General features: G+C 70.7%; 11 protein-coding genes. 2 read left to right on the forward strand and 9 right to left on the reverse strand.

Translation table 11 applies throughout. The features are described from left to right. The first annotated feature begins 53 nt into the window (after nt 1–53). Both JGR64_RS03250 and JGR64_RS03255 read left to right on the forward strand, forming a co-directional pair. Complete coding sequence (locus tag JGR64_RS03250; RefSeq protein ID WP_199375089.1) at nt 54–422, forward strand: ComEA family DNA-binding protein; 369 nt, start codon at nt 54–56, stop codon at nt 420–422. A gap of 165 nt (nt 423–587) precedes the next feature. Next, the gene (locus tag JGR64_RS03255; RefSeq protein ID WP_199375090.1) at nt 588–1,217 is read left to right on the forward strand and encodes a HutD family protein; all 630 of its coding nucleotides are present in this window, start codon (nt 588–590) and stop codon (nt 1,215–1,217) included. On the opposite strand, the gene JGR64_RS03260 is transcribed toward JGR64_RS03255, so the two are convergent. The 9 genes from JGR64_RS03260 to JGR64_RS03300 all read right to left on the reverse strand — a co-directional run bounded on the left by JGR64_RS03260 (nt 1,211) and on the right by JGR64_RS03300 (nt 11,778). Continuing rightward, nucleotides 1,211–2,950, reverse strand: a complete 1,740-nt coding sequence (locus JGR64_RS03260) for a flavodoxin domain-containing protein (protein ID WP_199375091.1) — start codon at nt 2,948–2,950, stop codon at nt 1,211–1,213. The genes JGR64_RS03255 and JGR64_RS03260 overlap by 7 nt on opposite strands. A gap of 14 nt (nt 2,951–2,964) precedes the next feature. Further along, a complete protein-coding gene (locus JGR64_RS03265; RefSeq protein WP_199375092.1) occupies nt 2,965–4,002 on the reverse strand; it encodes an FAD:protein FMN transferase in 1,038 nt (345 codons plus the stop codon). Beyond that, entirely contained in the window at nt 4,002–4,808 is an 807-nt protein-coding gene (locus tag JGR64_RS03270) for a DUF4198 domain-containing protein (protein ID WP_199375093.1), read from the reverse strand. Before JGR64_RS03270 ends, JGR64_RS03265 begins: the two co-directional genes overlap by 1 nt. Nucleotides 4,809–4,848: 40 nt before the next feature. Continuing rightward, the gene (locus JGR64_RS03275) at nt 4,849–5,364 is read right to left on the reverse strand and encodes a DUF2271 domain-containing protein (RefSeq protein ID WP_199375094.1); all 516 of its coding nucleotides are present in this window, start codon (nt 5,362–5,364) and stop codon (nt 4,849–4,851) included. Between the two features lie 23 nt (nt 5,365–5,387). Next, nucleotides 5,388–6,026, reverse strand: a complete 639-nt coding sequence (locus JGR64_RS03280) for a PepSY-associated TM helix domain-containing protein (protein ID WP_199375095.1) — start codon at nt 6,024–6,026, stop codon at nt 5,388–5,390. 11 nt (nt 6,027–6,037) lie between these two features. Beyond that, nucleotides 6,038–8,464: a TonB-dependent receptor gene (locus JGR64_RS03285; protein WP_199375096.1), complete on the reverse strand. Its 2,427-nt coding sequence runs from the start codon at nt 8,462–8,464 to the stop codon at nt 6,038–6,040. A 188-nt stretch (nt 8,465–8,652) separates the two neighbouring features. After that, entirely contained in the window at nt 8,653–10,725 is a 2,073-nt protein-coding gene (locus JGR64_RS03290) for a TonB-dependent siderophore receptor (protein ID WP_234446992.1), read from the reverse strand. Between the two features lie 187 nt (nt 10,726–10,912). After that, entirely contained in the window at nt 10,913–11,245 is a 333-nt protein-coding gene (locus JGR64_RS03295; RefSeq protein WP_199375098.1) for a non-heme iron oxygenase ferredoxin subunit, read from the reverse strand. Then, the gene (locus JGR64_RS03300; protein ID WP_199375099.1) at nt 11,242–11,778 is read right to left on the reverse strand and encodes a GNAT family N-acetyltransferase; all 537 of its coding nucleotides are present in this window, start codon (nt 11,776–11,778) and stop codon (nt 11,242–11,244) included. The genes JGR64_RS03295 and JGR64_RS03300 overlap by 4 nt, the downstream gene beginning before the upstream one ends. Nucleotides 11,779–11,780 lie beyond the last annotated feature (2 nt).

Raw genomic sequence — 11,780 nt, forward strand, 5'->3', positions numbered from 1 at the left:
GCCGGTGCCAGGAAGGCCCGGCGGAACGGATTCCAACACCCAAGGAGAACGCCATGATCCTGCTGAAAAACGTGCTTGCCCCGGTCCTGCTGTCGCTGCTGCTGGCCGGCGGCGCCTTCGCAAGCGACAAGGTGAACATCAACACCGCCGACGCCGCCACCATCGAACGCGTGCTGGTCAACATCGGCATGGCCAAGGCCGAGGCCATCGTCGCCCACCGCAAGGCGCACGGCGCGTTCAAGAGCGCCGACGAGCTCGCCAACGTCAAGGGCGTGGGCCTGAAGACCATCGAGAAGAACCGCGACCGCATCGTGGTGGGTGGCGGCGCCGCAGCCAAGCCGGCCGCCACGGCCGCCTCGGCCGCCAAGCCTGCAGCTGCAGCCAGGCCCGTCGCAGCCAAGCCGGCGGCCGCGCAGCGCTGATCGGCGCGGCAAGCACTGCCCGCATCGCAGGGACGCGATGTGGCGGCGGCGGGGCACGCGTCACCCCGCCGGCAGGCGCGCTGCCTGCACGCGGTTCCGCCACCCGGCCGCAGGGACGCGCGCCGGGCGGCGGCCAGTGGCGGGCGCGGCGATTACACTGCGCCCATGCAGCCCCCAGCAGCGCACGCGCGGCATCTCCCCGCCAACGAGTACCGCCGTGTGCGCTGGCACAACGGCGCAGGCTGGACGCGCGAGATCCACGCCACGGGGCGCGGTGGCGGCGAGGCATCCGAAGCATGGGACTGGCGGCTGTCGATCGCCGAGATCGCGGCCGACGGCGATTACTCGGTGTTTCCCGGCGTCGAGCGCGAGCAGGTGCTGCTGTCCGGCGACGGCCTGCAGCTGGCGTTCGACGGCAGCGACCCGGGTCCGCATGTGCTGTTGCCGCCGCATGGTCGCCTGCGCTTTTCCGGTGGGCGGTTGGCGCACTGCAGGTTGTTGGGCACGCGTGCCGAAGTCTTCAACCTGATGTGGCGCCCGCAGGCGGTGAGCGCGCAGCTGTGGCATCGGCCGCTGGTGGGCCCGATGGTGGTGTTCGTCGATCCCGGCAGCTGCTGGGTGGTCTACCTGATTGCCGGCCAGGCCACGGTGTCGGGCAGCGTGGGGGCGCCGCTGCGGCTGTCGATGGGCGACACGGTCTTGCTTGGCGCCGGCGCGCAGCGCGGCCGGCATGTGCTGGACGGTGGCGGCGAGGTGCTGCTGGTGCGGTTCGAGCCGCCAGCCGACGCTCAGTAGACGTCGCGGCGATAGCGTCCGTCGGCAAGCATGGCGTCCACGCCGGCGCTGCCGATGACCTCGCGCAACACGCCATCCACCCCGGGGGCCATGCCGGGCAGGCTGCCGCACACGTACACCGCTGCACCTTCGTCGACCCATGCGCGAAGCCGCGCCGCTTGTGCCTGCAGCGCATGCTGCACATAGCCGTCGTGCACGTCGGCGCGGCCGTCTTCCAGCGCGCCGGCGGGCAATACGGGCGCGGCGCCGTTGCTGGCGCGCGAGAACGCCAGGTCCAGGTGCGCCAGGTCACCGGCCTCGAGCCACGCGGCGATCTCCTCGCCGAAGTGGAAATCGCGATCGGCGTGGCGTTCGCCGAACAGAAGCCAGTTGCGTTGCGTGCCAGCTGCGATGCGCTCGGCGAGGTGCGCGCGCAGGCCGGCAATGCCGGTGCCGTTGCCGATCAGCAGCAGCGGCCGCGTCGTGCCGGGGCCGCGGAAGTTGCGGTTGGTGCGGATACGCAGCGCGACCGGGCCACCGATCGCTGCGTGGTCGCAGAGCCAGCCGCTGCCGATGCCCGGCGTGCCGTCCGGCTGCAGCATGCGCCGCAGCAACAGGCGCATGTCGCCCTCTGCGGGGATCGAGGCGATCGAGTATTCGCGGTGCGGGAGCGGCTGCAGCAGTGCCGCCAACGCGGCGGCGTCGAGGCCGGCCACGTCGGCGGGCTCGGGCAGGTGCGAGCGGGACAGCAGGTCGGCAACCGAGGTGGTGTCGGCAGTGCCGGTGGTCCCGGTGGCATCCGCCGTGCCTGCGGTCGCGGAGGCGTGGACCTCGGCGGTCGGGTCGAGATCCAGCGCCGCCAGCAACGCCGCTACCTTCGCAGGCGACTGGCGCGGCCCGACTTCGGCAATGTCGCCCGCGCGCCACGACGGCGGTGCGCCGGCGCGCGGAGCGAGGCGCACTTCGTACACGCTCGCGCCGATGCTGCCGGGGTTGAGTTCGGCGCGCCCCGCCAGTGTCCAGGCCTGATATTTGACGGGCGACCAGTCCGGGAGTCCGGTGGCGTCCGCTGCGACGCCCAGGTGGTGCTGCCAGTGGCGCAGCGCGGCGGTATCGCCGTTGTCGACTTCCACCAGGTCGAACAGGGGGCTGGCGCCGGCGGCGCGCAGCCAGCGCTCCAGTTGGTGGCCGAAGCCGCAGTACTGGCGATAGCTGCGGTCGCCCAGCGCGAGCACGGCGTATTGCAGGCCGGGCAGGGCGGCCGCGCGCTGCATCACGTCGCGGACGAAGGCAAGCGCCGGGTCGGGCGGATCACCTTCACCGGTGGTGCTGGCGATGAACAGCACGCGCTGCGCGGCCGCGAGCATGGCCAGGTCCACCTGCGCGAGTCCACGCAGGCGCGCGCCCTGGCCGGCGCTGCGCAACGCAGCGGCGGTGCGGGCAGCGAGCTCCTCCGCATATCCGGTCTGGCTGGCGTGCAGCACCAGCCAGTCGCTGTCGCCGGCGCTTGCCTCCGACGCGGCATCGGCTGCCTGGCGCGTGCGTGCCGTGCGTCGCGCGCGCCACAGGATGCCCGCCGTGGCCCCGACGTAGGCCACCGCCGCGAGCACGGCCAGCCAGCCGCGTGCCGTGGACGGCGCGGCGATCCACCAACGGTCGTCGTGAAGCGGCAGCAGCGCCAGCGCGATGCCGGCAAGCACGAACAGCGCGAGCCAGTTGCCGAGGCGGCCTCGGTCGCGTGTCGCGCCTTGCATTGCGCCCCGCGCGCTCACTGCGCGAGCACCGCGAGGAAGCTTGCGGTGGCGCGGACGCTTGCCGTGTTGCCGCCAGCCGCACCGGAGCCGCCGGCGTCATCGCCACCACTGATGACGAAGCGCGCGGCGATGCCGCGTGCCGTGGCGAAGTCGAAGCCGGCGTCTGCACCCATGACCGTCAGCGCCGTCGCCCAGGCGTCGGCGTGCAGGGCGTCATCGGCCACCACGGTGACGGCAGCCGGTGCGTGCGCCACCGGCGCCCCGCTGCGTGGATCGATGCTGTGCGCGAACACGCGGCCGTCGTGGGCGAAGCGATGCCAGTGGTCGCCCGATGTGGCGACTGCGCGGCCGTCGAGCGCGAGCACGCAGGGAGGCAGGGCGTCGCGGTCGTCGTCGCAGTCGCCCTCGTCGGGCCAGGCTTCAACCAGCACGCGCCACGGGCGGCCATCGGGCTTGCGGCCATAGCCGTACAGTTCGCCGCCGACTTCGACCAGCGCCGCGGGCACACCCTGCGCGCGCAGCCAGGCGGCCACCGCGTCCACGCCATGGCCCTTGGCGATGCCCGACAGGTCGAGCGCCACGCCGCCCGCCTGCAGCGCGCGCTGCCCGGTTTCATCCAGCACCACGCGTCGCCAGCCGACGCGCGTGCGCGCGGCAGCGACCGCGGCCGCATCCGGGATTCGGCCGGCGCCGCCCGACGGGCCGAAGCCCCACAGGTCGACCAGTGGCGCGACGGTCGGATCACAGGCGCCGTCGCTGGCTTCGGCCACGCGCAGTGATGCGCGCAGCACCTCGAAGAACGGCTGTGGCAGCGTTTGCCAGCTGCCGGCCGGCGCACGGTTGTAGCGGCAGAGGTCCGAGTCGAATTCCCAGCTGCTCATCTGCGCCACCACCCGGTCCAGCGTCGCCTGGATGCCGGCGTGCAGGGGATGCAGGTCGGCACCGGCCGCGGCCGCCAGGCTGACCTGCCAGCGCGTGCCCATGCTCTCGCCACCCAGCGCGTGGACCACCAGGCCCGACGCGGGTGCGGCCACGGTGCCCGCGACCGTCATTACTGCGGCAGCACTTCCAGCGTGGCCACATAGCCGAGGCGGCGCGCGCCGGCCTGCGGGAGGCTCGGCTTGTCGTCCTGCAGCGAGGTTTCCAGCCAGTACATGCCGGCCTGCGGCCAGGTGACCGCGAACTCGCCGTTGGCGTCGGTGGTCACCAGGATCTCTTCCTGCGCATTGCGGTAGCGCGTGCCGCCGCGGGTGATCTCGAACTCGATGCCGGCGGCCGGCTTGCCGTCGGCGAGCATGCGGAAGCGCGCCTCTTCACCGGCGAACAGGTCGTTGGGGTGGGTGATGGCGACGAGCTCGAGGCCTTCGTTCGACGGCTGCAGCGCGGTGTCGTTGGGCGAGCCGTTGGTGACGAAGGTCTCCACGCGGCTCACGGTCTGCGTGACCTTCAGCTCCGCGGCGTCCTTCGGTACTTCGGCGGCGAAGCTCGCGGCGTTGCCGCGCCAGCGCCTGGGCTTGCCTTCTTGCTGCCAGCTCGCGGTGAGTCCCGCGTTGACCACGGCGATGCGGTACGTGCCCTGCTGCGTGAGTTCCAGGTCGAACACGCTGCGGTACTTGCCGGCGGCCGGGTTCTGCGCCTCCGCGCGGCTGCCGTCAGGCGCGGTGATCGCGAGGTTCTCGGTGCGCAACGGCACGTGGTTGAAATGGAACAGGTCGTTGGAGACCGCGGCGTCGACCGTGATCCACGGGTTGGTGCCGGCGATCACCGTCTGCGACGGCTGCAGCCACGCCTTGTGGGCGTGGGCGGTGAGCGGCAGGGCGGCGGCGAGCGCGAGGGCAAGCGCGAGGGTGTTCTTCATCGGGACGGTCTCCGGGATGTCGGGAATGGGGTCGGGTGGCTCAGGGCTTGACGGCCAGCGCGACGGCGCCGAGTTCGCTCATGCCCTGTGCCTTCCCGGACTGCGCCGACGTCGCCGGCCACTGGAAGGGAATCTTCAGCAGTTCGCGTCCGCCGACTTCGCGCGCCGCCTCGACCACCAGCGTGTAGCGGCCGGGCTTGAGCGCAGCCAGGCGCGGATCGCGCGCATCGACCTTGAGCGCGTGGCGGCCGGCAGGGCGCGTCGGTCCGGTCACGCCGTCCACCGGCACATCGAGCGTGCGGCCGGCCTTGCGCCACCACTGGCGCAGGTCGGGCAGCCACTTGGTGCCATGGCCTTCGTCGGTGTCCTTCATCATGTACCAGGCCGCGAGCGTGGCCGCGGCCTTGCCATCGGGGCCTTCCACGAACACCGCGACGTAGGGGCGGTGGTATTCGGCGACCTTGATCTGCGGGATCTCTATGTCGACGGTCATCTCCGCCGCGTGCAGAGGCATGGCGAGCAGGCCGCCGAGGGCGATGGTGAGGGTCATGCGCATGGGAAGGCCTCGCGCAATCGGGATCAGTGGATGAAGAGCAGCGCGAGCAGCACCGGGACCACGAGCCCCAGGCCGACCCATGGCCAGGTTCCGGGCCGCTGGCGCGCGTGCATCTGCAGCAGGAACAGCCCGGTGACGGTGAACACGATGCAGGCGATCGCGAACACGTCGATGAACCAGCCCCACGCGGGCCCGGCGTTGCGGCCCTTGTGCAGGTCGTTGAGGTATGAGATCCAGCCGCGGTCGGTGCGCTCGTACTCGACCTCGCCGCTGGTCTTGTCGATTGCAAGCCAGGCATCGCGGCCCGGCCCCGGCAGCGACAGGTAGACCTCGTCCGCAGACCATTCTGCTTCGCGGCCGGCGACCGGCATGTCGAGTTCATCGCCGAGCCACGCGGCGAGCCCGGCGGGCAATGCCGCCTTGCCGTCTTCCTGCGTGGCGAGCAGCGGCAAGAGCGTCGACGGCAGCGCCACCTGGCGGTTGTCCACCGTCGGGCTGCCCTCGATGCTGCTGGCGTGGTTGAGCGTGATGCCGGTGACCGCGAACAGCAGCATGCCGACCAGGCACGCCGCCGAACTGATCCAGTGCCACTGGTGCAGCGTGCGCAACCAGAAGCCACGGCGCTGCGCCTGGGCGATGGAGCGTTCGGCGGGTGCGGTCATCGGCGGTCGCATCAGAAGCGGTAGTTCACCGACAGCCAGAGGCTGCGGCGCTTTTCCTTGACCGCGTAGTCGTCGACGCAGGTGTATTCGGCCTGGCTGGTGGCCAGCAGGCAGCTCTGCGAAACGAAGTCCTTGTCGGTCAGGTTGTTGATGCGCGCGTTGAAGGTGAGCGCATCGGTGGCCTTCCAGTTGGCGCCGAGGTGGAACACGGTGTAGTTGTCGTAATGGCGCACGGTGCGCTCGGACACGCTGGTGACGCCGGGCAGCAGGGTGTCGCGATAACGGTCGTAGCGGCCTTCGCCGATCAGCGACAGCGTCAGGGCGTCGGTTGCGCGCCAGCCCAGGTTGGCGTTGAGCATGTGCTCGGCCGGGTTGCCCGCGATCGGATTGCCGCGGTCGTCGCCGCTGGTCTGCTCGCTCCTGGTCCAGGTGTAGTTGCCGCGCAGCAGCCAGCGCTCGGACAGGTCCACGCGGCCCGCCAGTTCCACGCCGCGCGTCTCGGCGGACGCGATGTTGATCGACTGGCTGAAGGTGTTGTAGCCGAGCGCCGCCCAGCCGGGGCCGATGTCCACGCAGTAGCCGCCTCCCGCAGGGGCCACTTCGCAGTTGGGGATGTTGTCGCCGCTGGCGATCTTGTCCTCGAAGCGGTTGAAGAACAGCGTGGCGTCGAAGCCGTAGCGGCCGGCGTCGTGGTACACGGCCAGTTCGTAGTTGCGGCTGGTCTCGGGCTGCAGGTCCGGGCTGCCCACGAACGGGCTCACGCCCTGGCCGCCGAAGCCGGTGATGCCGGGGAACAGCTGGTCCGGGCGCGGGGTCTTGTAACCGGTGCTCACGCCGCCCTTGACCGTCCAGCGCTCGTTGGCGGCCCACACCAGGTAGGCGCGCGGGCTGACCTGGCTGCCGAACATGTTGTGGCGGTCGTAGCGCACGCCGAGGGTGGCGGTGAGCCGGTCGGTCAGCGCCCAGTTGTCCTCGGCGAACAGCGCCCATTGGCGATGGGTCTGGGTGGTGCCGTCGCGGAAGCCGGCGCCGTCCATGCCGAACACGCCGTCCTCCATATCGGTGTCGTTGTACTGGCCGCCGACGGTGACCTGGTGGTCGCCGAAGCCCATGTCCAGGCGGGTGTCGAGCACGTGGCCGTCCAGCTCCATGACGCGCATCGGCCGCGGCAGGAACGCCTCGAGCCGCGCGCGCTCCTCGGCGGTCAGGCCGCTCGAGGCGATGCCCGCCGCGCCGGTGCCGTTGTTGCAGTACGCGGCCTGGGCGCGTCGCGCGCAGACATCGTTCCACAGGTCCTGCAGCTCGCCGCGCTCGGCGATGGTCAACGGCAGTGAACGGCCGAGGTTGCTGGTGGTATGCCGCGTCAGGCTGGTCTGGCTGCTGCCGAACGCCCAGCGGCCGACGTGGGTCAGCGCGAGCTGGTCACGTTCGTAGCGCTGGTACGGCGTGTAGCCGACGCGCGGCTGCACGACGCGGCGGCTGCTGCCGTCGGCGAGCGTCGCGTTGCCGCTGCGCCACAAGCTGTCGATGCCGTCGAGCGTGCCGGTCTGGCCGCGGGTGTTGTCGTGCTTCTGGCGCGCGATGTCGTAGTCGAGCCACAGGTCGTGGTTTTCATCGGCGGTCAGCGACAGGCGGATGCCGGAGTTCCAGCTGGTGTTGGCGACCTGCTTGCCGCCGCCACCGAAGCCCAGGGTGCGCTCCCAAAGGCTGCCGTCGGGCAGCGGCAGCGGATCCCATTCGGGCATCGACTCGTCGATGTCGTACCAGCTGCCGCGCACGGTGAGTCCCAGCACGTCCTCCACCAGCGGGCCGCTGAGGTACACGTCCGTGGTGCGCGCATCGCCGAACTCGTCCTCCTGCTGCAGGGTGAAGCCCTGGGTGAAGGAGCCGGTCCATTCCCGGCCGATGCGGCGGGTGATGATGTTGATCACGCCGCCCATGGCGTCGGAGCCGTACAGCGTGGACATCGGCCCGCGCACCACTTCGATGCGGTCGATCGCGTCCAGCGGCGGCATGAAGCTGAACTGCCCGCCGCCGAAGTTGTTCGGGTACAGCTGGCCGACATTGCTCTGGCGGCGGCCGTCGATCAGCACCAGGGTGTACTCCGAGGGCAGGCCACGCATGCTGATGCTGCCCTGGCCGTTCTTGTCGGTGGTTTCCATGCCCACGTCGATGCCCTCGACGTCGCGCAGCGCGTCGACCAGCGTGGTGTAGGGGCGCGCGGCAAGCTCTTCGCGGGTGATCACGCTGATGCTGGCCGGCGCTTCGGCGAGCTTCTGCTCGAAGCCGGTCGCGGTCACCACGACGCGGTCGAGGTCCACCGGGTCACCGACCGCGGCCGTTCCGGCGTACAGGGCTGGGGAGGAGAGGATGGCGGAGAGGGCGAGGGCGAGCGGGACAAGGCGCGAACGGGCGCGCGGGGAGGGCTGCGGCTGCATGGAGTCTCTGGAAGAGGGGCGGGTGCCGGAGGGCTCGCTTCGCTTGGCTGTCCGGTGGCCAGGTGGCCGCTTGCCCATCAATTGTAATGAGAACCATTTCCATATCGCAACTGGTTCGCATTTGCAGGGGGCATCGACCAGTACGGCAGGCCGCGTGCGGCTCCGGCACGTGCCGCCTTGCCCGCTGATCAGAACGCCAGGCGCAGGCCGACGTACCAGGCCCGCGGGGTGCCCGGGGTGATGTTGTTGTTGTTGTGGGCCGAAGCGAAGTGCTCGCGGTCGGTCAGGTTCTCGACGTTGAGCTGCAGCCGCAAGCGCTCGTTGACGGTGTAGAACGCCGCCGCATCCAGGCGCGTGTAGCCCGGCAGGACCACCGCGTTGTCCGCGGCTGCGTACATGTCGTCGCGGTACACCGCGCCCAGGCCGATGCCGAAGGCGGGCGTGAAGTCGTAGCGGTTCCAGAGCGACACGGTGTGGCGGGGCAGGTTGGCCAGGTCGCGGCCATCCACACGGTTCTCGCCGTCCTGCCAGGCGTAGCCGCCCATCACCTGCCAGCGCTCGGAAACGTTGCCGGCGATGCCCAGTTCGAGCCCTTCGCTGCGCTGGCCGTCGACCAGGATCGAAGTCGGGGCATCGGGATTGGTGACCGGGTCGTAGGCCGGGTTGGCGACCGCCACGTTGGTGCGGTCGAGGCGATACGCGGCGGCAGTCAGCGCGAGGCCGGGACGGATATCCCACTTCACGCCCACCTCCTTGTTGCGGAATTCTTCCGGATCCAGGGCGCGGTTGTCGGCGTTGAGCGAGGACAGCTGGTCGCCCGAGCGCGGCACGTGGGTGACCGAATAGCTCGCGTACAGCGACACCGTTTCGGCGGGCTTGTAGACCAGGCCGGCGCGCGGCGACAGCAGGTTGTCCTCGGCACCGAAGCGCTCGCCATTGCGGAGGTTGCGCAGGTCCATCTCGAAGCGGTCCAGGCGCAAGCCAAGAATCGCCTGCCAGCGTGGCGAGAACTCGATCTGGTCCTGCAGGTAGAGCGCGGAGGCCTTGGCCACGCTGTGGTTGTCGGCATCGCTCGCGCTTTGCGCGAACCCGATGGGCCCGCGGTAGCGCGGGTCGTCCAAAGGCACGCAGAACGAACTGGTCACCGCCGGCGTCCCCGGCAGGCAGCTGCTGTTGGCCGGGAAGATGCCGGTCTGGCGGAAGGTGTCCGTTACCTGGCGACCGAGTTCGATGCCGGCCAGCAGTGCGTGGGTGGTACCGCCGGCCTGGACGGTGAAGCCGAGGTCGGTGCGGTTGAAGAGGTTCTCGCGGTCGGTGCGGTGGTTGTAGGCGCCCAGCGAAACCAGGTCGCCGCGCAGGCTGCCGGGAAACACGTTCTGGTAGAACTTGTCGTACACCGCGTAGCGGGTGGCGTTGCGCAGCCAGGCACCGCCGGCGAAGTCGTGCTGCAGGACCGCATCGAAGGCGTTGACCCGCGCCCACACCGGGCTCAGCTCGGGACTGCCGAAGAACGTTTCCGGATCGGTCGCCAGCGGCCGGCCACCGCGCGAGGGCACGCCGCGATCGGCGACACGGTCGTCGCGGAAGTGTTCGTAGCCGAACGTGGCGGTGGTGGCTTCGCCCAGGCGCAGGGCCAGGGTGGGGTTGATGCCGTAGCGCTCGACGGTCATGCCGTCGCGATAGCTGTCCGAGTCCTCGGCCATGGCAGTGACCCGGTACGCCGCGCCGTCGCCCAGCGCTTGGCCCTGGTCGATGGTGAAGCGGCTGCGGTTCCAGGAGCCGGCCTGCACCGTGAGCTCGTGGTGCTCGCCCCAGTCGGCCTTGCGGGTGACGCGGTTGAGGACGCCGCCGGACCCGCCGCGGCCGAAGATCATCGCGTTCGGGCCCTTGAGCGCTTCGACGCGTTCGATGTTGTAGACGTCGCGGATGTACTGCACGTCGTCGCGCAAGCCGTCGACGAAGAAGTCGCCGGTCGAGCTGTTGCCGCGCATCACCGTGGTGTCGCGGTTGCCCTCGCCCTGGGCCATGGTCACGCCGGGCAGGTAGCGGACGGTGTCGGCCAGCGAGTTCATGCCCTGGTCGAGCATCAGCTCGCGGGTGACGATGCTGATCGCCTGCGGCGTCTCGAGCAGCGGGGTGCTGGTGCGGGTGGCGCTGGTGGTCGCTTCGACTGCGTAGGGCGCAGGGCGCTCGCCATGCACCTCGATGCGGTCCAGGTCGGTGGGCGTGGACTGTGCCCCGGCGCCGCCGGAGGCGAGCACAGGAGGGGCGAGGGCGGCAAGAAGCGCGATGGCGAGGGGGCGTGGGGGGAGCGACGGAAAGCGCATCAGAGGGGCTCGTCAAGGCGTGGGGCCGGACCGGATGCGAATGTTAATGAGAGTGATTGGCATTTGTAAACACTGGCGGCCAGGCCTCCGCGATCGGCGAAGCCGGCCCGTTACGCGGATCTCAGTCCCGGTCGTCGCGGGTCCAGATTCCGTCGCCGTCCCGCTTCACCGGGAACTTGGCCACCGGTTCGTATGCCGGGGCGCACAGCGCGCGCCCGTCGCGGAGGTCGAACTTCGCGCCGTGCAGGACGCATTCGATGGTCGCCTCGCCGGCGTCGAGCGTGCCTGCGGACAGCTCGAAGTCCTCGTGGCTGCACTGGTCCTCCAGCGCGTACAGCTCGCCATCCAGGTTCACCACCAGGATCGGCGTGCCGGTCACCTCGTCGAACACGGTGTGCATTTCGCCGGGCAGCAGCGCGCCGGTGGCGCAGACAAACGTCCAGGTGTCGGTCACAGCGCCTTCTCCAGGTATTCGAAGCGCAGGTCATCGCGCCGGGGGATGCCGAACCGGGTGTCGCCATACGGGAACGGGCTGTGCTCGCCGGTGCGCCGATAGCCGCGGCGCTCGTACCACGCGATCAGCTCGTCGCGGGCGTCGATCACCGTCATCCGCATCGTCGCCAGGCCCCAGCGCTCGCGCGCGATGCGCTCGCATTCGGCCAGCAGCGCGCGGCCGATGCCGCCGCCCTGCTGCCGCGGATCGACCGCGAACATGCCGAAGTAGCCGCGACCGTCGTCGTCGGCGACGTGCGCGCAGGCGAGCAGCCGGCCCGCATGTTCGGCGAGCACGACCTGGCTGCGCGCGCGGCCGATGTCGCCGCGCAGCACGCCGGCGTCGATGCGCTCGCCATCGAGCAGGTCGGCCTCGGTGGTCCAGCCGGCGCGGCTGGCGTCACCGCGGTAGGCGGAGGTCACCAGCGCGACGAGGGCATCGACGTCGTCGTCGGTGGCGGGGCGGAAGCGGAGGGCGGGCGCGGTGGTGTCCATGC

This window comes from Luteimonas sp. MC1572, assembly GCF_016615815.1.
Taxonomy (GTDB): Bacteria; Pseudomonadota; Gammaproteobacteria; order Xanthomonadales; family Xanthomonadaceae; genus Luteimonas.

What these genes read in the sequence shown, in the direction of transcription:
- JGR64_RS03250 (WP_199375089.1), top strand. Translation starts at nt 54, where the DNA reads ATGATCCTGCTGAAAAACGTGCTTGCCCCGGTCCTGCTGTCGCTGCTG.
- JGR64_RS03255 (WP_199375090.1), top strand. Translation starts at nt 588, where the DNA reads ATGCAGCCCCCAGCAGCGCACGCGCGGCATCTCCCCGCCAACGAGTAC.
- JGR64_RS03260 (WP_199375091.1), bottom strand. Translation starts at nt 2,950, where the DNA reads ATGCAAGGCGCGACACGCGACCGAGGCCGCCTCGGCAACTGGCTCGCG.
- JGR64_RS03265 (WP_199375092.1), bottom strand. Translation starts at nt 4,002, where the DNA reads ATGACGGTCGCGGGCACCGTGGCCGCACCCGCGTCGGGCCTGGTGGTC.
- JGR64_RS03270 (WP_199375093.1), bottom strand. Translation starts at nt 4,808, where the DNA reads ATGAAGAACACCCTCGCGCTTGCCCTCGCGCTCGCCGCCGCCCTGCCG.
- JGR64_RS03275 (WP_199375094.1), bottom strand. Translation starts at nt 5,364, where the DNA reads ATGCGCATGACCCTCACCATCGCCCTCGGCGGCCTGCTCGCCATGCCT.
- JGR64_RS03280 (WP_199375095.1), bottom strand. Translation starts at nt 6,026, where the DNA reads ATGACCGCACCCGCCGAACGCTCCATCGCCCAGGCGCAGCGCCGTGGC.
- JGR64_RS03285 (WP_199375096.1), bottom strand. Translation starts at nt 8,464, where the DNA reads ATGCAGCCGCAGCCCTCCCCGCGCGCCCGTTCGCGCCTTGTCCCGCTC.
- JGR64_RS03300 (WP_199375099.1), bottom strand. Translation starts at nt 11,778, where the DNA reads ATGGACACCACCGCGCCCGCCCTCCGCTTCCGCCCCGCCACCGACGAC.